Genomic DNA, 21075 nt, shown 5'->3' with positions numbered 1-21075 from the left:
TACCTACCTGTGTTGGCGGGCGTAGATGGTATTCCAGCTATCTTGAAAAATACGTTGGTAAACGCCTATTCGGGCGGGCGCATGAATGGGAATGTCGTAACTCGCATTCAGCCGATGATCACTAATGATGTATTCTACCCGCGCCTGGTCTGCCTGGCGAAAAAACGTATCGAGAGGAATTTTCCCCTTTTCTCGTTCAAGTAGGTAAAAATAGGTTAACCCAAGAATTTTGTAGTTGTCCATCTGGCCAAAGAAGAATTCGAGAGGGGCAATAACTTTTGCATGCTTATTGGGCATGTGATTGGCTAGTAAGGCATTATGTGCCTCTGTATGAAGCGCGTTCTTATTTTCGGTTAAAACATTAACGAACTGTAAACCAGCAATAAGCCCGTAGAGAATCAGGAGGATTCTGGCTGCTTTCTTCTGCCAGATGGGTTGCGCAGGCAGATAGCTTGTTAACCAATGGGCTGTCAGTATAGCGAGCCAGGGAATAAATAGTAGAAAGTAGATATCTGTGATACTCTTGGTGAGCAGCCAGAAGGAGCCAATCAATAAGAGGGTATACAGAAAAATAGGCTGCGTTAGGTTGAGGTAGTGTCTGAATGCAATCCCACAAAGGATAGCGAGTGCCGTTAAGGCAATCTCATTCTGACCGTAGAAAAAGATTCGGTGATAATCAGCCAGAACAGATAGCTTATCGCTCAGGTGCAGGTTTTGCTGGGTAGCAGGATCGTAAAGAAACTGTTTGACTAACATCGCCAGATTTCCATCCAAAAAGGCATCCAGGCCATATAAACTTAGGGTTAGTGCACCCACTATGGCAAACCTACTAGTTGGTCGCCAGCCTGTTTTCAGATAAAGCCAGCTAGCGCCAGCTAACAAATAGATCAGACCGTTGAGATGCGTTAAGGCCGCTAAGCTCGCTAATATACCCGCAAGGATGGGTTTCGGTCGTGATGATGCATGGGGTGGGTCCAGGCATAGATAAGACGCAAACCCAAGCGTCATACACATCGCTTCGGGCCGGTTAACCGATATATACCGAATTAGCGTACCACATCCAAAATACAGAAGTACCGACAACCACTGCTGCTCCCGCGACGACTTCTGGCCGTGTTGCCAAACTAAATACCCGCCTAATAGGCCAAAGAATATGCTGACTAGTTTACTGGAAGCAACGGAAATACCCGTGATCGACATCACCAGCGCTCCCGCATACACAAACAGTTTATGAAAGACATACAGACTAGTTTCCCAGCCATTGTAGCCACGAAATAGCTCTGACCGTACCTGACCATCTCGTATGAACCAAAAGGATTGTTCTGCAAACCAGGCTTCATCAAAATAGGAGGCTCTGTAACTAAATGTGATAAATAATAGGGCTAAAAATAAGAATAGTATACTCCTATAGATGCGGATTGGGTAGAGTATAAAAGGCATTGAACGACTTAAGTGTGGTCTGAGTCAACGCCAACGGGAATGAAATCAATATGTTTTATATCATATTTTAATGATATAATTATTCAGCGGGGTTTAGCTCAGATGCTCTCTTGTAGTGCTTCGACCATTAACCGGCCTGCTCGTTCGGATGCGCCCGGATCGCCCATTTTTTGCTGCACACTTGCATAACCAGCCAGTTGCACAGTTCGACCCGGGTTGCCCGGTAAAATAGCTTTCAGTTCCAGGGCTGCCCGAGTTGGTGTAAGATCGTTCTGAATCAGCTCCTTTACCACTTCTCGGTCGGCAATCAGGTTGACGAGCGAGATAAACGGTACGGCAATGAGTCGTTTAGCAATAGCATAGCTTATGCCCGTTGTTTTGTAGCAAACCACCTGTGGGATGTTCAGTAGGGCCGTTTCGAGTGTGGCCGTTCCTGATGTAACGAGGGCGGCTGTAGCTACCTGAAGCAAATCGTAAGCCGCATCATCGACTTGTTTCACGGTTGGGTAGTCGGCCAACAAATCGGAATACAGTTTATCGGGAAGATTGCTTACCGTACCAACCACAAATTGATAGTCTGGAAACTGTCGGGTGGTCTGTAGCATAATGGGCAGAATCGACGTAATTTCCTGATGGCGGCTACCGGGTAACAGGGCAATAATGGGTTGTTCTCCTAACCCTGACTTAGCCCGAAACGCAGGATCAGGTTTGAAGTCAGCCAGCGCATCGAGCAGTGGATTACCAACATAATCGACTTTGTAATCGTATGTAGCGAAGAACTCGGTCTCGAAGGGTAGAATTGTAAATAACCGGTCTACATTCGCTTTGATCTTCAGTGCCCGACGTTGATTCCAGGCCCAGACTTTTGGCGAGATATAGTAAAACACCCGAATGCCGTGCTGTTTGGCAAACCGCGCCATGCGAAGATTGAAACCAGCATAGTCGATCAGAATAAGCGCGTCGGGTCGGTGAGCAAGCAGGTCAGCCTGGCACTCGTGCAATATCCGGCGAATAGTACCGAGATTTTTAACTACCTCCAGAAATCCCATGAACGCCATCTCGCGATAATGACGCACCATCACAGCCCCGGCAGCTTCCATTTGCTCACCGCCATATGCCCGACAGTTTGCCGCCGGATCGTACTGACGAATGCCCCGGATCAGATTCGCACCGTGAAGGTCGCCGGAACGTTCGCCAGCAATTAAATAGTAGGTCATTAATTGTCATTAGTAATCATTAGTGGTCATTAATTGTCAAAAACGATAAATGGCTATTCATAACAATTCATGACCACTAATGACAATTAATAATTACTCCCCAAAATAATCGACAAAATTCTTCGGGGTTTCAATCAGACGAAGCTGGTGAAGGTGTGCATCGGTAATGGGTTCGAGAGCCCGTTCGAGGATCTTCCAGATTTCCATGACGAAGATTTCGCAGCTGGCCATTTTTCCCTGCATAAAATCGACATCCAGATTCAGGTTTTTATGATCCACTTTCTCGATAACTTCCCGTTTGATGATGTCGCCCAATAATTTGAGGTCAATCACAAAACCAGTGTCGGGCGAAGGCTCACCTTTGACTGTTACAATTAATTCAAAGTTATGGCCATGCCAGTTTATGTTGGCACAGGGACCAAAAACCTCCTTGTTTCGCTCTTCCGACCAGGCCGGATTATAGAGCCGGTGGGCCGCGTTGAAATGCTCAATTCTGTTAATATAGACCATTTTTCTGGTTTAGATGGGGCGGTTGCCAGAAACGCCGATTTGAAAATAAAGTGCAAAGGTACGAACTGTTTGGGCGCTATAAAAGTGGCACCTCCAGGCAGATAACGCTAGAAGTGTCAATATGACCGTTAGTGGAAAAGTACAATTTAATCATTAAATCTGCTATTCTATAGTCAAATATAAAACATGTATCTTTACGGGCGTTTTTGCTTCAATCACGCTGATAGATACCTAATTATCACTACGAACACGTTTACGACTACCACTTTATGATTATCGTTACGGGAGCAGCCGGCTTTATCGGAAGCTGTTTAATCAGCAAGTTGAATCAGGAAAACTTCAATTTCATTATTGCGGTTGATGATTTTTCGTACCCCGAAAAAGAGGCAAATTTGGTCGGAAAACGAATCCAGGAACGAGTAGATCGGGAAGATTTTTTTGACTGGCTCGACCAGAATTATCAGGAAGTTGAGTTTATTTTTCACATCGGTGCCCGTACCGATACCACGGAGTTTGATCGTCAGATTTTTGAGCATCTGAACGTTGAGTATTCCAAACAAATCTGGAATCGTTGCATTGAGTACCAAATCCCACTAGTCTATGCGTCGTCGGCGGCTACCTATGGTCTCGGTGAATTGGGCTACGATGACAATGAGTCGCTGATTCCGCAATTGAAACCATTGAACCCGTATGGTGACTCAAAAAATGAGTTCGACATCTGGGCGCTGGAACAGGAGCGCAAGCCGTTCTTCTGGGCGGGGCTGAAGTTCTTCAACGTATACGGGCCGAATGAATACCACAAAGGCCGGATGGCATCTGTAATATTTCATGCCTACCACCAGATTGAAAAATCGGGACAAATGAAGTTGTTCCGGTCGCACAATCCCGACTTTGCCGACGGGGAACAAATGCGTGATTTCGTTTACGTGAAGGACGTGATAGAGGTTTGCTCGTTCCTAATGCATCACCGGCGCAACTCCGGCATCTATAACCTGGGCAGTGGCAAGGCGCGTACATTCCTCGATCTGGCCAAAAATACATTTTACGCGCTGGATCTGGAACCCCAGATTGACTTTGTTGATACGCCAGTCGATATCCGCGACAAATACCAGTACTTCACCCAGGCGAATATGTCTAAACTTCGTTCAATTGGGTATGAAAAGCATTTTCACTCCCTCGAAGATGGTATCGCCGATTATGTAACAAACTACCTGAGTAAAGGTCAGTATCTGTAAGTTGACAACTTCATCGCTTCGTTTCGGGAACAAAAAACCATAAAACAGCTAAAGCACCTACTGCAATGCCCGTTAGGGTAAGAAAAGCGGTGTTATAGCCTGACCGTTGCACAATTACCCCGGCAAAGGCATTACTTAGTGATGCACCCAACCCAATGGCGGTTGCTATAGCTCCCTGCGTGGTGTTGAATAAGCCGCTGCCCTTGGTTAGATCGGATACGATTAAGATCGACAATACACCAAAAATTCCAGCGCCAACGCCATCCAGTATCTGGATAGTGACCAACAGAATAGGGTCGTTTGTAAGCGTATACAGTAGCCCCCGGATTGGTAATACGGCAAACCCAATCAGCAACAGTCGTTTACGACCTTTCGGGGCCAACCGCCCGGTTACGTTACTCACGGGTATCATGACAACCTGAGCAACAATGATACAGGCCGACATATAGGCCGAGGATGTTCCCGCATCAATACCGTTTGCTAATCGCTGACCCAGCAGGGGCAGCATGGCGGCATTGGCGAAATGGAACAGCACACAGGCCAACGCGAAAAATAAAATGGCCCGATTGCTTCCGATTGCCCGCCAGCCAGACGGCTCGTCGCCTTTCCTGACCTCGCTTTCCCCATCGCCCCTTGCCAATTCGTGGTCAATGTCGTCTTCGCGAATGCGCCAGACGGCTACGCTACTCAGAAGCGACATAACGGCTAATAGCACGAAGATGCCTTCGCTACGAACGTAATAACCGATTAAACCTGCTAGTACAGCCGCAAACACATTCCCTGCATGATTGAAGGTTTCGTTACGACCCACTCGCCTGTCCAGCGCCTGATGCCCAACCAGGCCGAGTGTAATAGCCGCAATGGCAGGGGTAAACCAGGCGGCTGCTACCCCCATCATAGCCTGTCCGCCCAGAATAACGCCAAAGGTTGGCAGCGAGATGGTTAGTAGGGATGCAGTGGCAATTAACAGGGAGGCAACAATTGAAAATAGCCGCTTTTTTTGGGTTTGATCAACGAATATACCCGCTGGTGTTTGCGCAATGACTGTGGCTATTCCCATCACCGACATGGCCAGGCCTATGTTCTGGGCGTGCCAATGGCGTGAGGTTAACAGGTAGATGGCTAAATAAGGCCCAAGCCCATCGCGCACATCGGCCAGAAAAAAATTAGCCCAGTCGAGGGCGTTCAGACTGGTTGCCGTTGGCTGACGCGTATCGGCTTGTTGGGCCGTATCTATCATTTTTTAAAGATGAAAAACACCGCAATCACCAGAAAAACAAAGCCAACGAGGTGATTCCAGGCCAGTTTATCCGTTTTGAAAACAAATACGGTGATGAGTGTGAAAACCGTTAGTGAAACCGCTTCCTGGACGGTTTTTAGCTGGAAAAGTGAGAAAGGCCCCCCGGTTTCATCAGAGCCGATTCGATTGGCGGGAACCTGAAAAATGTACTCGAAAAATGCCAGCCCCCAACTCAACATAATTACGCCGAATAAGGAAAGCTTGGCCAGCATGGGGTATTGTTTAACCTGAAGATGGCCATACCAGGCCAGTGTCATGAAAATATTCGATAGGGTAAGCAGCAATACACAGTAAACACCTTTCATTCGATACGTTGATTGATTTTTGACTTTCAGTTTAGTTTTGATTTAAGGCAGGGAAAGTAGGCTGGTGAATGTAAATTCCTGCCAGTCAAGATGTAACTCACCATTGAGCATTGTTGTTAACCGATGGCTGATCCAAAGCCCCAACCCATGGCCTTCTTTGAGTGGGTCAGCCTGAAAATAAGGCTGCATTAAATCAAGGGTGGGCCCCGTTGCGCGAACGGTCTGGTTCTGTACCTGTATTTGCCACTTGCCTGAGTAGCGAACCTGAACAAGAACTATACTACCTGGTACGGCATATTTAATGGCATTTTCGATTAGGTTGAGTAGAATATGCTCTAGCTTGACCCTATCGGTTCGGGCTGTTTCTCCTGTCAATTTATCGGTATCCGTACGTATTGTTACTTCATAATCAGCGGCTACGGTTGCTAATTGGGCTACGCAATTTTTAACTAAAACGGGTAGATTGATTTCGGCGATAGTAAGTGGTTGAGTCGATTCATCAGGGCGGCTAAGGGTTAAAAACTCATCCAGTAAGCGAGCCAGACGGCTCACCTCATCCAGTTGACCGGTCAGGAATGATTTTGTCCCTGGGTCGACCTGCTCATTATTGAGGGTTACTTCAAGCCCGGTTTTCATAACGGTTAATGGCGTGCGTAGTTCATGCGCAGCTGCCCCAAAGAAATTTTGTTGCAAGTCAACATGTTCCCGAATTCGGGCCAGCATCCGATTCAGTGTATCGGTTAGTTGATAAAGTTCGTCCTGGGATTTAGGTAACGTGATTCGACTGCTATCGGCTGCTTTGCTGATCGTATTAGCCTGATTGATAATGGATTGTATAGGGCGTAATAACCAACCTGCCGCGCCGTACCCAGCGCCAAATGCCATCACTAAACTTAGTAACCAGCCTATGCCAAACAGCCATCGAAGCTGGTTGATATCCTGCCGTAAACTGGCGTCTGGTACGGTTAACGTCAATAGAAGCTGACCGTCCGAAAGTTGGTCGCTGGAGGTTTGTGCTGTAACAGACCGATACGAGAAACGGTGGGGAGCCCTGCGTTGACCTTTGCCGGAACTGTTTGGAAATCCCGGACTTCGGAATAGCTCACGAGCATACCCGTAGGTTCGATAAATTACCTGCATCCGTTCCCGATCGGTGGGTAAGGGAAGTACAACAGGGTCAACACTAACAAGCGATAGTAGCCACTCAGCCCTCGTTTGGGCAGCCCGATCAAAAGCGATTTGCAGACTTCGTTCGGCACGATTGAGCATGAGCCAACCCGCCAAGAGACTCACCCCTGCAAACACCGCCGTAACGGCCAGTACAATACGGCTGCGGAGGCTCATGCTGTTTTGCACCGATATCCGCGGCCAATAAGTGTTTCAATGAGACCGCTTTTACCGATGGCATCCAGTTTTTTTCGGAGCTGATAAATGTGTACTTCAATCACGTTACTGCCCATATCGTAATCGACAGCCCAAACTTTTTCGGCAATTTCATTTTTGGTGACCAACTGCCCAGCCCGGCGCATCAATAATTCGAGCAACGAAAACTCCCGGTTGGTTAAGTCAAGCGTCGATCCATTTTTGACCACCTCGTGCGAAACGAGCCGCATTTCCAGATCTGCTACGCGTAATACCACGTTATCGCTGGTCGTTGTGCGTCGCTGTAAAACGCGAATTCGCGCTAATAGCTCATTAAAATCGAACGGTTTTCGGATGTAGTCGACAGCGCCCAGGTCCAGTCCATGCACCACTTTATCCGGATCACTCAGAGCCGATAGAATAATTACCGGGACGCTTAATCCGAATGCCCGAAGATTTTGTAACAGCTCGAAACCCGTTTGGCCCGGTAACATCAGATCAAGGAGAACCAGATCATAAAGCCCTCCGGCCAGAAAGTCGAGTCCTTCGGAACCGGAGTGGGTCAGGTCGGCTACATGACCATGTTGCTCCAACCCCTGTTTGATAAACCGGGCTAGTTTGCGCTCATCTTCGATAACTAGGATTTTCACGAGAATAAAAGAGTGAAAGGGCGAATGAGTGAAAGAGCGAACAAAACTGTTCAGTAATTTTCGCACTTTCACTCATTCACTCTTTCACCATTAAGTTAGCGAACTAAATACTGCTGTCCGTTGATCGTCAGTACCGATGCCCGGAGAATATTGATTTTTTCCAGTTGCACCTGACCGTCACGCAAACTTTTTGGGTAACCCTGTACGGTAATCGTACTGCCTTTCTTGGCCAGATCGGTGAGCTGATAGGCTACGTGCGGTGGAATGCTGACAATCGTTTTATCGTCCAGCACTAAGCCGTTCACACGCCCACCTTTATCTAGCCGGTAATCGGCGATTTTTCCGGTAGCTGTAGCTAAGGCAGGTGTTTCGGGTGGTGTGGTAGGTTGAGTAGGAGGGGCGTCCAGTACAGTTGTTTTACCCGCCGTCAGGCTATTCATCCGAAAGCGAGTTTCACCCGTTGGCGTGGTTTCAGAATAGCCCGTAACGCTCACGCTGCTACCCGACTTGATTGCTTTTTGGACCTGTTGCCCCAAATGAGCAGGAAATTTTACTGTTGTTGTACCCGTATTGCCTGTTAACAGAAAGCCATCCAGGATAGCATCGTCATTACCAACCCATTGCCCAACCGTACCCGAAACGGTAGTCAGTGACGTGAGTCCCTGTTGATGAAAGCTACCTTGCGGGCCGCCCTGTGGTCCTTGTGGTCGGCCGGGGGCACCAGGGCCACCGCCGTGCCTGCCGTGTCGGGGACCAGGTCCGCCGGGTTGAGGAGGCTCTGGACGTTCACTGCCGGGCGCATTCATAGCAACACCTAAGATGGGTTCACTAGGACCAGCTACTTGTTGTGCACGTGCAAAGGGAGTGGCTAGAGCAGCTGTGAGTACGGCAATGGCGACTAATTTTGTGTTCGTTTCCATAGTCAATTTGTTGTTTACTGTTGATTACGGAAGCAAATCTAGGATCGCCATATAAGCTCGGACTGAAACGGAAATTAATTTTTCTTCATACGGATTAAGTAAATGGATAATGTAGAATGACTAATGCAGTATGGGTATCCATTGATTATTGTCCATTTTACATTATCCATTTTTCATTGACCTGTTACTCCCAAACTACCTCGATCACCTCTTTTTTCAAATCGACTGTCGTCTGTTTTTCATCGGCCGACCGACGGAGAACCAGTTTGCCATTGGTCACTTTGGTTGCTTCCTGCTGCAACACATGCGTTGCGTCTTTCTTATGAAATACCGAAACGATGGACTCCGTTGTCTCAATCGGTAATGTAAGTGTTTTCCCTGTAGCCTTTACCGATCGAACAGTTCCAGCCAAATCCTTATTCCGGAGCAACGCTAACGCTCGCGAAGCCTGCGGAACCCCATAACCAACGTAGTTATTACCGTATGGGTACAAATGGGATGATTTTTCGATAATCTCCATCACCTGTTTGTTGGTCAGTTTCGGGTTGGCCTGCATAATACAAGCCGCAAAACCCGTGATGACCGGTGCAGAGAGTGAAGTGCCATAGAGCGAAAAACAGGAGACATTGGGTTTCAGATAGGGAAGATTTTCTGGGCCAATGCTGCTGTAGCCAATCCGGTTCCAGAGACGGGAATTTGTAGCGCCAATCGCCATAACGCCCTGTGCATCAGCAGGTGTGCTGATGATTCGCCACGAGCGGTCATCGCCTTCGTTGCCCGCAGACACAATAATCAAAATCCCTTTTTTGTCGGCGGCAATCTGTGCGGCCCGGCTGATGAGGCTTGTATGGCCGTCCATCTGACTGGGTTCATAATTTTCTTTGGGGTTACTCATGCCCTTGGCATAACCCAGCGATGTGTTGATAAGCCGGACACCGAGACTGTCCATCCATTCCATAGCGGCCACCCAGTTATCTTCTTCACCCCGGTATTCGCGATTTCCCTGATCGGTTCGGGCTAAGTAAAAAGTGGCATCGGTGGCTAGGCCAAACTGGATATTTTCCAGCGGATCATTACCGGCAATGGCGGCCATTACCTCTGTGCCATGAAAATCGGACATGGTTTCGAGCGTACGAAAGAGGTTATCATGCGTCTTTTTCTCGTTCACGTAATCACGTACGCGTTTAACGCCCTGGCGTGCAAATACATGCTTGAGTGCATTGGCCGAATCAGCCCCAAAAAAACCGGCATCAATAACACCAATATTCACAAACCGACCTGTCAGGCCTGCCTGCGCAAAGTCGGGTGCCTGTATCTGCGTCATAACCGGTGCCATTTGCGGATTAGCGGGCAAGTTGATCGACGTAATTACGATGGCTGGATCAATAGGCTGAATGCCTTTCACACAGGGCATGGCAAGAACGCGGATCTGCTGTTCGGTTGTTAAGCGAGCCGACACTGCATTAAGCCAGCGCGACTGGCATATGGGATGTATCCCTGCCTGGTTGAACTGAGTTAGATAAGCTGCGGAAACAGGTTGGTCCGTTTCATCTAACGGTAGATTCTGTTGTTGCCGTTGGGCAATTGATTGTTGCGACAATGCTGGTGCAGATGCCTGATCTTTATCCCGAAGTAAAATCCAGTATTTAGGTGCATCGGGTCGGGCCACGCTTGGTCGGGCAGCGCCAGGCCGGTCCACGTTAGGCTGGGCCTGTAGCACCGAAGTTAACAGGCCGAGAAATACAGTAAGACGAAGTGTCATGAGTCGTTTAGGTAGAAACAGGAAAACACGCAGAAAGTATTCTGGGTTTTGAGTTTCTTTGCAAAAATAATCAGAAATTCAGCCTCAACGGTCTTCCGTATGCGTTATTTACCCATCGACAACCAGCTTTTCATTCACAATCGCCAGCGACTTGCTAATCTGCTGAAAACAAAATCATTAGTTGTCGTAAATGCAAACGACATTATGCCAACTAATGCCGATGGCACGATGACGTTCCGGCAAAATAACGACCTCTTTTACCTAACGGGTGTCGATCAGGAAGAAACCTGTCTGGTGTTATTTCCCGATCACCCTGATCCAAAATTTCGCGAAGCCTTATTTCTACGTGAAACCAGCGAGCTTATTGAAATCTGGGAAGGGCACAAACTGACCAAAGCAGAAGCCGAACAGGTAACGGGTATATCTCAGAAGCAAATTTACTGGACTCACCAGTTTGAGCAGGTATTTATGCAAATGGTCTTCGAGGCAGAACATATCTATCTGAACACCAATGAGCATACTCGCGCTGGCGTACAGGTGCAGACGCGAGACGCCCGGTATATCGACGAATTCCGACAAAAATATCCGCTTCATAAGCTGGAACGGCTTGCTCCGTTGATGCATTACCTCAGAGCCATCAAACAACCACAGGAACTCCCGCTTATTCAAACCGCCATCGACATTACCGATAAGATGTTTAGGCGACTGCTTGGTTTTATCAAGCCGGGTGTTTGGGAGTATGAAATTGAGGCTGAGATGATGCACGAATTCATCAAAAATCGCTCTCGGGGAGCAGCCTATAGTCCAATTATTGCTTCGGGGGCTAACGCCTGCGTATTGCACTATATCGACAATAGTCAACAGTGTCAGGATGGAGATGTGATACTACTCGATATTGGCGCGGAGTATGCAAACTACAATGCGGATATGACCCGGTCCGTCCCTGTTAACGGACGGTTTACTAAACGTCAGCGCGCTGTGTATGATGCTGTATTACGGGTAATGAAAGAGGCTACCCAAATGCTCAAGCCCGGTAACCTCTGGGATGACTATCACAAGGAAGTGGGTAAGGTAATGGAGTCCGAGCTGATCGGCTTAGGCTTATTGGATCGGGCTGACGTGGATAAACAGGACCCTGATGCGCCTTTATACAAAAAGTACTTCATGCATGGTACATCGCACTTTCTGGGACTTGATGTGCATGACGTAGGTAACAAATACCGGAAAATGGAACCCGGTATGGTCTTTACCGTTGAACCTGGTATTTATATTCCCAAAGAGAAACTGGGTATCCGGCTGGAAAACAACGTTGTACTAACAGAGTCTGGAAACATTGACCTCATGGCCAACATTCCCCTCGAAGCCGAAGAGATTGAAGAATTTATGAATAAGTGAAGAATGTAGAGTGAAAAGTGAAGAATAAGACTGGTATAAAAAATTATTCTTCACTTTTCACTCTACATTCTTCACAATTTTGCTTACGCCGTCTTGGCATTTTCACGCTCAAGGGCAATATTCAAACTGGAATAAATTCGGCGGATAGCCGTTTCCAGCCGTTCCCAACCTGCATCGGAGCGAAGGTCAATATCGCCGATATGGTCGCGTTGGTTACTGGTGAGAACCAGATGCGTCACAGCAGCCACCATTAGGCTGGTAATAGCAATAGGGTCGAAATCAGAATAAGGGGCTAATTTGCTCACCATCGTCTTGTAGGACTGATCCCGGAAGTCGGCTAATCGGCGGGCCAGTTCGGTTTCGCCATTCGACATTTCCCAGCGAATCAATTCCTGCGAAGACTTACGGCTCCGAAACTCACGCATGAACTGAATGGTATATTCAGACCAGGCTTTGCTTCGGGCTTCAGGGGCCAGATTATCCGGTACCGATTCCAGAAATTTATCGTTGAACATGGATAGGAAGAATCCGCGATGGACATACGCTTCCAGCAGACCGTTCCAGCCACCGAAGTAGCGATAAATAAGTACTTTATTCACGCCAGCGCGCTCAGCAACGGCGTTGATTCCAGCCTTTTCAGTGCCTCGCTCGGCCATTACTTCACCCATGGCACGTAAAATTCGCTCCATGGTCATCTGGCGATTTCTTCGCTTGACGACTTTCATATAATAGGGTCGTTTTTGTTATTAAAGAGGATTCAATGATTTTTCCTTTGCAATCGGATTGAGTACTATGTGTGACTACAAATCTACTGTAGCTACAAATATGGTTATTACGGTTGATGTTATCAAAAAATAATCTTGGGAAAAAATAATAATAAATGGAAGAATGATTTACAAACTATAAGATAGTCTCCTCAATAATATGCCCTTAGCGTAAGCTGGCAAAACAAATAAACACGCCTAATTAAAAAGCGTACAGATAATTTAATAAAGTAAATTATTGATTTACAGTATTTTAAATAAATAACTATAACAAGAAATAAGGGATCAGTAATCGCTTAATAGGTACGCTTCAGCTTAGCATGAATTGTGTTTACCCGATCAGATAGGGTTGAATTCATGCTAAGCGATTTGTGAAAGTATTTATCTTTCGGGGTAGGTATCTATTTGGCCCGATAGCTCCTGAATGGCTTCCTGGAGCTGATTTCTATTTAAATGGATATCCATTTCCATTGGAAAATCAGGGTACGTATGCCAGGAGGGTGTTAGGGAATGATCCAACTGAATTTGCAGGCAATAGTTATCATCAGATAGAGCCTTTGCCTCCATACTCAAGCCGGGTTCCGAGAAAGTCAGGGTAACATGGTTGGTTGCTTTAGTCCAGAGCGAACGTAACCCAACCAATAAACGCTTGACCTCCCAGGTTTGCAGAGGAGCCGACTGGGTATCGGCCTTTTGCCCCCAGAAAGTTGAAAATCGGCATTGTAGCCGGTTACGGTCACGCCAGGTTTTAGTAGCCTTACCGTAGCCTAAAATCGCTAATTCAAATGAGTTGGGAGAGCCGGAAGAAGAGACGAATTTCATAACGGGATTAATTGGGGATTGAGTATATGTCTACTTAACAAATATACTAACTGTTTGTTGATAAAGTTATATTTTATTTAGTGTTTTTATCCTATATACTCCTCATTTATAAGTCACTCGCAACTACATCAGGTATAAGACCTAGTCTGTTAACAAATTCACTACGTACGCACTTATCGACTTTGCCTATCTTTGCGGCAGAAAGAAAATACAGGAACTATTAAATTCAGATAGATGGCAAATGTGCTCATTATCGGAGCCGGTGGTGTTGGCAGCGTTGTAGCGCATAAATGCGCAATGAACAGCCAGGTCTTTACAACGATTATGCTGGCTAGTCGTACCAAAGCAAAGTGCGACCGTATTGCTGCCGAAATTAAGGAAATGCACGGCATCACGATTCAAACGGCGCAGGTCGATGCAGATGTGGTAGCCGAGACAGTTGCGTTGATTCGGTCGTTTAATCCGGTGCTGGTCATCAATGTAGCGTTACCCTATCAGGACTTACCCATTATGGATGCCTGCCTGGAAGCGGGCGTACATTATATGGATACGGCCAATTATGAACCCAAGGATGTAGCCAAGTTTGAGTATAGCTGGCAATGGGCTTACAAAGAACGATTCGAACAGGCAGGCTTGATGGCATTGCTTGGGTGCGGTTTCGATCCAGGCGCTACTCAGGTGTTTACGGCTTATGCCAATAAGCATTACTTCGACCGGATGGACTATCTGGATATTGTTGATTGCAATGCGGGCAACCACGGTAAAGCGTTTGCCACGAATTTTAACCCGGAAATCAACATTCGGGAAATTACCCAGCCGGGCCGCTACTGGGAAAATGGCGAATGGGTTGAGATTCCGGCCATGAGCATTCATAAGCCGATTGATTACCCGGCTATTGGCCCTAAAGAATCCTATGTTCTTTATCACGAGGAGCTGGAATCACTGGTAAAGAACTTCCCGACTCTAAAGCGGGCACGGTTCTGGATGACCTTTGGCCAGGCGTATCTAACGCACCTCGAAGTGCTGCAGAACGTAGGCATGACCCGGATCGATACGGTTCAATTTAAAGGAATGGATATTGTACCCCTTGAGTTTCTGAAAGCCGTACTACCCGCTCCCGATACGTTAGGTGAAAACTATACCGGACAAACCAGTATTGGTTGCCAGATTAAAGGGGTAAAAGATGGTGAAGACCGTACCTATTTTATCTGGAACAACTGCGATCATGCCGAAACCTATCGCGAAGTGCGCGGTCAGGCCGTTAGCTATACAACGGGCGTTCCGGCTATGATTGGGGCAATGCTGATGCTCACAGGTGTATGGATGAAACCCGGCGTCTGGAATTGTGAAGAAATGGACCCCGATCCGTTTATCGAACAGATGAATAAACAGGGATTACCGGTAAACGAACGGGTGAATATTCCGTTGCCACATGAGTACCCTGCCTGATTAAAATTTCTTAAAAAAATGAGAATCCCGCTATAGGACATGGCGGGATTTTCGTTACTTAGTGTGCTGACAGTCAATGCCAGCCAATTTCCTATCCCCTTTCAAAGTAGTTTAGTTATGAAACTTCTATTCATCCCCATTTTGGCTGGTTTGTCTATCCTGAGTGCCCATGCTCAGAAAACCGATACAACGAAGGTCAGCCCACAACAACAGTACAATCCCAACGCCCAGCGTAATGGGTATGAAACCTATCAATCGACAAGCCAGATTGTGGGCTCAGGGCCCTATACAATGGTTAATACCATGGATCACCGCTACGAAGGCCTTCGGGGAACACCTTATTTTCTGCCAGCCTGGAATAAAGGCCAGATTGAAATGGTGGCTGGTCAGAATTATAAAGAAGTGCCGATCAAATTTGATGCTTACCGCCAACACCTGATCTTACTCCGAACGTGGGCCGGTAACGATTCTATTATTGTCAATGCGGATCAGGTAAAATCGTTTCAGCTTAAAAATCCTGATGGCCAACTATATGTGTTCAGACATTTACCAGAGGCTAAAAATCCTGATGAAGCCCTACGGGAAGGGTACTTTCTGGTGCTGTATCAGGGTAAATCGGCCCTGCTGAAACGGGTATCAAAAGCCTTCAAACAAGCCGACTATAAAAACCCATATTCGAGCGGTAATCGCTACGACGAGTTCAGGGATGTTAATTCCTATTTCATCCTCAAACCCGATCTGACATTAACGAAAGTGAAGCTGTCCGACAAGGCAATTATCGAAACCCTTGGCGATCACGCCGATGAGTTGAAGGCATTTGTCAAACAGGAAAACCTGAGCGGTAAAACGGAAAAAGAGGCTATTCTGGTCGTGCAGAAATACGATAGTTTTTAAACCTGGTTGTGGAAATTAACCGGAGGGAACATCCTGGCGTTATAAACGATCTAACGCTATGCTTCACTCCGATGCTCCAGTATCCGTCGCACTGACTTACGACGACGTTATTTTTCAGGCCCGTCATAAGGCCTATGGTGCTTTTGACCTGCGCCAGCATTACCGACCGACACTCAGCCGCGCATTAGGGCTGGGTGTCGGTTTATTTTTGATGGGACTATCTGGTCCCATGCTCTACGACCGGTTTTGGCCTCAGGCAGATTTCGCTACTAAACAGTCAATGACTGAGGTGTCGCTGACCAAGATCAAGGAGCTTCCTGCCGAAAAACCCATCGAGTTGCCACCTGTTGAGAAGCAGCCAACCGTTAATACGGTTCGAAATCTACCGCCTGTAGTTATGCCCGAGGCCGATGTAGTGGAAGAGAATCCGCCTGCTACGGTTGATCAACTTCAGGATGCTACTTCAGGGCCTGAAACCGCCGAAGGTTCTGGCGATGTGGAGGTGATTGCTGCGCCTGAGGCAAAAGTGGCTACGGTGCAGGAAAAGGCGGTAGAGGTAGAAACGAAGACCGAAGCACCATTTATCACGGTTGAGCAACAACCCGAATACCCCGGGGGGCTGGATGCACTGAGAAACTTCCTGAGTAAAAACCTAAATTACCCACGCTCAGCGGCCTCGGCGGGTGTTTCGGGACGGGTGTTCGTCAGCTTTGTCGTCAATACGGATGGGAGCCTTACTGACTTGCAGGTACTGAAAGGAATTGGCTTTGGTTGCGATGAAGAAGCCATACGCGTAATGAGAAAAATGCCTAATTGGCGACCCGGCAAGCAGGCAGGACGGGCCGTCCGGGTAAAGTATAATTTGCCCATTTCGTTTACATTGGAATAATAAGCCTAAGTTTCTGAAGGTCATGGTGTTGCATACGCCATATTTCCAAGATATGGCGTATGCAACACCATGACCTTCAGAAACTTGTGGAAAATGTGTAGAGTGTGCATCCAGTAGGCTGTACGCTCTAACCAATAATTCGCATGCATGTAAATTTATATACGCGTCAACCGATAGTCAGTAAAGCTTGCTTTCTGACTATCGGTTTGTTTTTACTCTCAGTTGCCTGTTTCGCCCAACGATTGGCTGAACGAGATATGAATGTGTACACAGTTGTAGAAAAGCAACCCGAATTTCCTGGTGGAATAGGTGCATTAATGGAATACCTTAAAACATCAGTTCAATATCCACCAGAAGCTAAAAAAGCAAAGATTAAAGACCGGCTTTTTGTTTCGTTCATAGTTGAACTAGATGGTTCCCGTACGGATATTACCGTCCTGAAAGGCCTTGGCTACGGCTGCGACGAAGAGGCTATGCGGGTTGTTAGAGCAATGCCGTGTTGGGAGCCAGGAAGTCAATCGGGCAGACTAATACGAGTCAAGTACAATTTGCCTATACTTTTCGGAACCGACTATCCAAAGGTCAAGGTACGATACAGAGGTTTGCCTACCTTTGCGGGATGAATACGACTTTGTTGCAAAACCTCAATGACGCTGCTATTCCGTCGCCCTGCTTTATCCTGGAAGAAGCTAAACTACGCCGAAACCTTGCCTTACTCGATTCGGTGCAGAAGGCGGCTGGCGTAACCATTATTCTGGCATTGAAAGGCTTTTCCATGTATAGTGCGTTCCCGTTGGTGCGTGAATATTTAAGCGGTGCGACAGCCAGTTCGCTCAACGAAATCAAACTCGTGAACGAGTACATGGGCGTGCAGGCGCATACCTATATACCTGCTTATCAGGATGCTACTTTTGATGAAGTCGTTAGCCGTAGCAGCCACCTGACTTTCAATTCCTGGAGCCAGTGGGAGCGATATAAGGACCGGGCGGTTGGGCGCGTTTCCTGCGGCATTCGGGTAAATCCGCAATACTCCGAAGTGGCCACGGATATGTATAATCCCTGCGTACCGGGTTCACGACTGGGTGCCACGCGTGATCAGCTGCCTGATCAATTACCGGAGGGGCTGGAGGGAATTCACTTTCACACCCTCTGCGAAAATGATTCATTTACATTAGAGCGCACGCTTGAGGCTCTCGAAGCCCGATTTAGTGATCTGCTTCATCAGGCGAAGTGGGTTAATTTCGGAGGAGGACATTTAATGAGCCGCGAGGGGTATGACACGAATCACCTGATTGGCTTGCTGACTGCTTTCCGACAGAAATATAATGTGGATGTAATTCTGGAACCCGGTTCCGCCATTGCCTGGCAAACGGGTGTGCTGGTATCAGAAGTGCTCGATGTGCTGGATAGCCAGGGAATTCACGTCGCGGTTTTAGATACGTCGTTTGCTGCCCATATGCCCGATACGCTCGAAATGCCCTATAAGCCACGGATTATCAATTCATACCACGAGCCTGTTGCGGGCAAACCAACCTATCGCCTGGGTGGTATGACTTGCCTCGCTGGCGATTTCATGGGTGATTACTCATTTGACGAACCCCTGGAAATTGGTGATAAACTCGTGTTTGATGACATGATTCATTACACCATGGTGAAAACCACAACCTTCAATGGGGTGAACTTGCCCGCTATTGGTATCTGGAAGGAAAACGAGACATTTCAGCTGGTCAAAACCTACGGCTACGAGAGTTTTAAAGATCGACTGAGTTAACGTGTGAAGTCAGCTAAAAAAAAGCGGTGCCACGGTTCTAAACCGTGGCACCGCTTTTTTTTAGCCATATATTTCAACGAGACCCTGCTAGTCAATTATCCCCGTTTCTTCCCACTGCTTCAGCCAGTCTTTCTTAATGCCATGAATCTGGGAAAAAAACTCGTAGAAGGGTATCATATCGGCAGAGTAATTGCCCGTAGTGTATAGGGGGGTACCGATAATAACGAGTTTACGGGGCCAGTCGAAGCCAACCGGAATAAGCGGAACGCTCGCTTTAAAGGCAATGTAATAGAAGCCCGTTTTTAGCTTTGAAACGTTGCTGCGGGTACCTTCAGGAGCAATACAGATATGCAACCGCTCAGTTGAATTGAACACGGCAACCATCGCATCCACTAAATTGTGTGACTTGTCTCGGTAGACGGGTTTACCTCCCAGTGCCCGAAATAACCAGCCTGAGTACCAAGTAAAGAGTGAGCTTTTAGCAAGGTATTCAATCCAGACATGAATAGTTGGGCGAATGCCAAGACCGAGAAGGAAATCCCAATTGGTTGTGTGAGGTGCTACGACCCAGATCGCTTTCGATATGTCTGGAACGGGGCCAACAACTCGCCATCCGGCAAGCTTAAATAACCAACGGGTAATAGCACTAAGCATAAGGCTCAACAATCTTTAGTCAATAGTCAACAGACAATACATAGTAGTTATTGTTGACTATTAACTAAAGACTGTTGACTAATTTTAATACTTCCGGTCATTCTTCTCTAACCACCGGCCTGTCATAAACGAAGCGATCAGCAGTACAGCGTAGAACAGGAGCGTCAAAGGAGTTGATAAATCCATATCGATATTCAGTTGAATTCAGATGCAAAAGTAATTAATAAGTTTGAAGTTCGCAGTTCGCAGTTCGAGGTTTGAAGTTATTCGCCCTCTAATCAACTTCAAACCTCGAACTATAAACTTCAAACTGACCTATAAAACCCCCTTCGTACTGGGCAGGTTATCCAGTTCTTTTATATCGCGCCGAACAGCCATTTTAATGGCTTTAGCAAAGGCTTTAAAAATGGCTTCGATTTTGTGATGCTCATTGTCGCCTTCAACTTTAATGTTAAGATTACAGAGCGCCGTATCAGAAAATGACTTGAAGAAATGGAAGAACATTTCGGTAGGCATATCGCCGATTTTCTCGCGCTTAAAGTCGGCATCCCAAACGAGCCAGGGCCGTCCTGAGAAGTCAATGCCAACTTGCGCCAGCGCTTCGTCCATCGGTAGCAGGAACCCATAACGACTAATGCCCCGCTTGTCGCCAAGGGCGCGTCGGTAGGCTTCGCCCAGGGCGAGTGCCGTATCTTCAATGGTATGGTGTTCGTCGATGTGCAGATCGCCGTTGACCTGAATGCTCAGGTCCGCCCCCGAATGCTTGGCCACCTGGTCGAGCATATGGTCGAAGAAGCCAAGCCCGGTATGGATTTTGGCCTGACCCTTTCCATCGAGGTTTAAGTCGACTCGGATTTGGGTTTCTTTCGTAGTACGTTCAACGGTTGCCGTTCGGGCTGGTAATCGAAGAAACGCGTAAATCTGATCCCAGTCGTCGGTTTTAAGGGCAATGGCGTTCTGCATAGCCTCCGTCATTCCTGACACATCAGCTGCCTGCACGGTGGCCAGCCCATCTGGTGGTAGAAATAAAATCGCTTTGGCACCCAGATTTACCGCTAACTGCACGTCGGTCAGCCGGTCGCCAATGACATAGCTGTTTGCCAGATCATAGGCATCCGTAAAATATTCGGTTAGCATCCCGATGCCTGGCTTACGGGTAGGTGAGTTGTCACGCGGGAAATGGCGGTCTATGTGAACCGCCGAGAAATGAACATTTTCTCCGGCAAATGTGGCTAACATTTTGTTATGAGCGGGCCAGAAAGTGTCTTCTGGAAATGCATCCGTGCCAAGGCCGTCCTGATTGGTGACCATCACCAACTCATAATCCGTTTCTTCGGCAATTGTCCGCATAGCCGAAATAGCTTTGGGAATATAGTCAAGCTTGGCTAACGAATCGACCTGCTGATCGGGTTGTGGCTCAAGGATGAGCGTACCATCGCGGTCGATAAACAGAATTTTTTGCATAGTGTGCAGGAATAAGCCAACAAAGATACGGTTCGAGTGCAAAGCATGCGAAAAAGTGTTATGTTTGCAGAATAGTTTTATAGCTATTCTGATTGCTCCCCGCACCGATTTTCTTTGTTATATGTTACTTTTTGGGCTTATTAAAGTCTATTATTTATAATACTTAACGCTTACTGACTACATAGTCGGCTTAGTGAATAGCTTATTATTAACTTGTTTTGCCCATTTAATCTATACGAATAAAATAGATTGCTTATAAACCAATTTTCTTC

Annotated in this window: 20 protein-coding genes; 7 read left to right on the top strand and 13 right to left on the bottom strand. The window is 47.1% G+C overall.

Annotation, left to right across the window (positions count from 1 at the left end):
* Positions 1 to 3: 3 nt before the first annotated feature.
* The 3 genes from EXU85_RS27775 to EXU85_RS27765 all read right to left on the bottom strand — a co-directional run bounded on the left by EXU85_RS27775 (position 4) and on the right by EXU85_RS27765 (position 3167).
* Complete coding sequence (locus tag EXU85_RS27775; RefSeq protein WP_142775211.1) at positions 4 to 1440, bottom strand: glycosyltransferase family 39 protein; 1437 nt, start codon at positions 1438 to 1440, stop codon at positions 4 to 6.
* 98 nt (positions 1441 to 1538) lie between these two features.
* Positions 1539 to 2657: a lipid-A-disaccharide synthase gene (gene lpxB / locus EXU85_RS27770; protein WP_142775210.1), complete on the bottom strand. Its 1119-nt coding sequence runs from the start codon at positions 2655 to 2657 to the stop codon at positions 1539 to 1541.
* A gap of 93 nt (positions 2658 to 2750) precedes the next feature.
* Entirely contained in the window at positions 2751 to 3167 is a 417-nt protein-coding gene (locus EXU85_RS27765; protein WP_142775209.1) for a 6-carboxytetrahydropterin synthase, read from the bottom strand.
* A 269-nt stretch (positions 3168 to 3436) separates the two neighbouring features.
* On the opposite strand from EXU85_RS27765, the gene rfaD reads away from it, so the two are divergent.
* The gene (rfaD, locus tag EXU85_RS27760) at positions 3437 to 4402 is read left to right on the top strand and encodes an ADP-glyceromanno-heptose 6-epimerase (RefSeq protein ID WP_142775208.1); all 966 of its coding nucleotides are present in this window, start codon (positions 3437 to 3439) and stop codon (positions 4400 to 4402) included.
* A gap of 10 nt (positions 4403 to 4412) precedes the next feature.
* Here rfaD and EXU85_RS27755 read toward each other — a convergent pair whose 3' ends face one another.
* From EXU85_RS27755 to EXU85_RS27730, 6 genes are all read right to left on the bottom strand, one after another.
* The gene (locus EXU85_RS27755) at positions 4413 to 5642 is read right to left on the bottom strand and encodes an MFS transporter (protein ID WP_142775207.1); all 1230 of its coding nucleotides are present in this window, start codon (positions 5640 to 5642) and stop codon (positions 4413 to 4415) included.
* Complete coding sequence (locus EXU85_RS27750; RefSeq protein ID WP_142775206.1) at positions 5639 to 6007, bottom strand: DMT family protein; 369 nt, start codon at positions 6005 to 6007, stop codon at positions 5639 to 5641. Before EXU85_RS27750 ends, EXU85_RS27755 begins: the two co-directional genes overlap by 4 nt.
* Before the next feature lie 42 nt (positions 6008 to 6049).
* Positions 6050 to 7351 (bottom strand): HAMP domain-containing sensor histidine kinase, encoded by a 1302-nt coding sequence (locus tag EXU85_RS27745; RefSeq protein WP_142775205.1) that lies wholly within the window; start codon positions 7349 to 7351, stop codon positions 6050 to 6052.
* On the bottom strand, positions 7348 to 8019 hold the full coding sequence (locus EXU85_RS27740; RefSeq protein WP_142775204.1) for a response regulator transcription factor: 672 nt from the start codon (positions 8017 to 8019) through the stop codon (positions 7348 to 7350). Before EXU85_RS27740 ends, EXU85_RS27745 begins: the two co-directional genes overlap by 4 nt.
* A gap of 95 nt (positions 8020 to 8114) precedes the next feature.
* On the bottom strand, positions 8115 to 8939 hold the full coding sequence (locus EXU85_RS27735) for a hypothetical protein (RefSeq protein WP_142775203.1): 825 nt from the start codon (positions 8937 to 8939) through the stop codon (positions 8115 to 8117).
* 184 nt (positions 8940 to 9123) lie between these two features.
* Positions 9124 to 10701: a S8 family serine peptidase gene (locus EXU85_RS27730; RefSeq protein WP_142775202.1), complete on the bottom strand. Its 1578-nt coding sequence runs from the start codon at positions 10699 to 10701 to the stop codon at positions 9124 to 9126.
* 99 nt (positions 10702 to 10800) lie between these two features.
* On the opposite strand from EXU85_RS27730, the gene EXU85_RS27725 reads away from it, so the two are divergent.
* Positions 10801 to 12096 carry an aminopeptidase P family protein gene (locus EXU85_RS27725; protein WP_142775201.1) on the top strand — a complete coding sequence of 432 codons (1296 nt, stop codon included), beginning with the start codon at positions 10801 to 10803 and terminating at the stop codon, positions 12094 to 12096.
* An 83-nt stretch (positions 12097 to 12179) separates the two neighbouring features.
* Here EXU85_RS27725 and EXU85_RS27720 read toward each other — a convergent pair whose 3' ends face one another.
* Both EXU85_RS27720 and EXU85_RS27715 read right to left on the bottom strand, forming a co-directional pair.
* Positions 12180 to 12821, bottom strand: coding sequence for a TetR/AcrR family transcriptional regulator (locus EXU85_RS27720; protein ID WP_246859269.1), 642 nt, complete (start codon positions 12819 to 12821; stop codon positions 12180 to 12182).
* 420 nt (positions 12822 to 13241) lie between these two features.
* Positions 13242 to 13682 (bottom strand): hypothetical protein, encoded by a 441-nt coding sequence (locus EXU85_RS27715; RefSeq protein WP_142775200.1) that lies wholly within the window; start codon positions 13680 to 13682, stop codon positions 13242 to 13244.
* A gap of 234 nt (positions 13683 to 13916) precedes the next feature.
* Between EXU85_RS27715 and EXU85_RS27710 the strand changes: the two genes are divergently transcribed.
* The 5 genes from EXU85_RS27710 to nspC all read left to right on the top strand — a co-directional run bounded on the left by EXU85_RS27710 (position 13917) and on the right by nspC (position 18685).
* The gene (locus tag EXU85_RS27710; protein WP_142775199.1) at positions 13917 to 15131 is read left to right on the top strand and encodes a saccharopine dehydrogenase family protein; all 1215 of its coding nucleotides are present in this window, start codon (positions 13917 to 13919) and stop codon (positions 15129 to 15131) included.
* A gap of 117 nt (positions 15132 to 15248) precedes the next feature.
* Entirely contained in the window at positions 15249 to 16025 is a 777-nt protein-coding gene (locus EXU85_RS27705) for a hypothetical protein (protein ID WP_142775198.1), read from the top strand.
* 58 nt (positions 16026 to 16083) lie between these two features.
* Positions 16084 to 16914: an energy transducer TonB gene (locus tag EXU85_RS27700; protein ID WP_142775197.1), complete on the top strand. Its 831-nt coding sequence runs from the start codon at positions 16084 to 16086 to the stop codon at positions 16912 to 16914.
* Positions 16915 to 17057: 143 nt separating this feature from the next.
* Positions 17058 to 17537: an energy transducer TonB gene (locus EXU85_RS27695; protein WP_142775196.1), complete on the top strand. Its 480-nt coding sequence runs from the start codon at positions 17058 to 17060 to the stop codon at positions 17535 to 17537.
* Positions 17534 to 18685 (top strand): carboxynorspermidine decarboxylase, encoded by a 1152-nt coding sequence (nspC, locus tag EXU85_RS27690; RefSeq protein WP_142775195.1) that lies wholly within the window; start codon positions 17534 to 17536, stop codon positions 18683 to 18685. The genes EXU85_RS27695 and nspC overlap by 4 nt, the downstream gene beginning before the upstream one ends.
* An 87-nt stretch (positions 18686 to 18772) precedes the next feature.
* Here nspC and EXU85_RS27685 read toward each other — a convergent pair whose 3' ends face one another.
* Positions 18773 to 19339, bottom strand: coding sequence for a 1-acyl-sn-glycerol-3-phosphate acyltransferase (locus EXU85_RS27685; RefSeq protein WP_142775194.1), 567 nt, complete (start codon positions 19337 to 19339; stop codon positions 18773 to 18775).
* A gap of 315 nt (positions 19340 to 19654) precedes the next feature.
* Positions 19655 to 20803, bottom strand: coding sequence for a bifunctional histidinol-phosphatase/imidazoleglycerol-phosphate dehydratase HisB (gene hisB, locus EXU85_RS27680; RefSeq protein WP_142775193.1), 1149 nt, complete (start codon positions 20801 to 20803; stop codon positions 19655 to 19657).
* Between the last annotated feature and the right edge of the window lie 272 nt (positions 20804 to 21075).

Source organism: Spirosoma sp. KCTC 42546 (assembly GCF_006965485.1).
Classification (GTDB): Bacteria; Bacteroidota; Bacteroidia; order Cytophagales; family Spirosomataceae; genus Spirosoma.
This window is presented reverse-complemented; position numbering and strand designations above follow the sequence as displayed.

Coding starts and splice junctions, on each gene's coding strand:
- EXU85_RS27775 (WP_142775211.1), bottom strand. CDS start 1,440: ATGCCTTTTATACTCTACCCAATCCGCATCTATAGGAGTATACTATTC.
- lpxB (WP_142775210.1), bottom strand. CDS start 2,657: ATGACCTACTATTTAATTGCTGGCGAACGTTCCGGCGACCTTCACGGT.
- EXU85_RS27765 (WP_142775209.1), bottom strand. CDS start 3,167: ATGGTCTATATTAACAGAATTGAGCATTTCAACGCGGCCCACCGGCTC.
- rfaD (WP_142775208.1), top strand. CDS start 3,437: ATGATTATCGTTACGGGAGCAGCCGGCTTTATCGGAAGCTGTTTAATC.
- EXU85_RS27755 (WP_142775207.1), bottom strand. CDS start 5,642: ATGATAGATACGGCCCAACAAGCCGATACGCGTCAGCCAACGGCAACC.
- EXU85_RS27750 (WP_142775206.1), bottom strand. CDS start 6,007: ATGAAAGGTGTTTACTGTGTATTGCTGCTTACCCTATCGAATATTTTC.
- EXU85_RS27745 (WP_142775205.1), bottom strand. CDS start 7,351: ATGAGCCTCCGCAGCCGTATTGTACTGGCCGTTACGGCGGTGTTTGCA.
- EXU85_RS27735 (WP_142775203.1), bottom strand. CDS start 8,939: ATGGAAACGAACACAAAATTAGTCGCCATTGCCGTACTCACAGCTGCT.
- EXU85_RS27730 (WP_142775202.1), bottom strand. CDS start 10,701: ATGACACTTCGTCTTACTGTATTTCTCGGCCTGTTAACTTCGGTGCTA.
- EXU85_RS27725 (WP_142775201.1), top strand. CDS start 10,801: ATGCGTTATTTACCCATCGACAACCAGCTTTTCATTCACAATCGCCAG.
- EXU85_RS27720 (WP_246859269.1), bottom strand. CDS start 12,821: ATGAAAGTCGTCAAGCGAAGAAATCGCCAGATGACCATGGAGCGAATT.
- EXU85_RS27715 (WP_142775200.1), bottom strand. CDS start 13,682: ATGAAATTCGTCTCTTCTTCCGGCTCTCCCAACTCATTTGAATTAGCG.
- EXU85_RS27710 (WP_142775199.1), top strand. CDS start 13,917: ATGGCAAATGTGCTCATTATCGGAGCCGGTGGTGTTGGCAGCGTTGTA.
- EXU85_RS27705 (WP_142775198.1), top strand. CDS start 15,249: ATGAAACTTCTATTCATCCCCATTTTGGCTGGTTTGTCTATCCTGAGT.
- EXU85_RS27700 (WP_142775197.1), top strand. CDS start 16,084: ATGCTTCACTCCGATGCTCCAGTATCCGTCGCACTGACTTACGACGAC.
- EXU85_RS27695 (WP_142775196.1), top strand. CDS start 17,058: ATGCATGTAAATTTATATACGCGTCAACCGATAGTCAGTAAAGCTTGC.
- nspC (WP_142775195.1), top strand. CDS start 17,534: ATGAATACGACTTTGTTGCAAAACCTCAATGACGCTGCTATTCCGTCG.
- EXU85_RS27685 (WP_142775194.1), bottom strand. CDS start 19,339: ATGCTTAGTGCTATTACCCGTTGGTTATTTAAGCTTGCCGGATGGCGA.
- hisB (WP_142775193.1), bottom strand. CDS start 20,803: ATGCAAAAAATTCTGTTTATCGACCGCGATGGTACGCTCATCCTTGAG.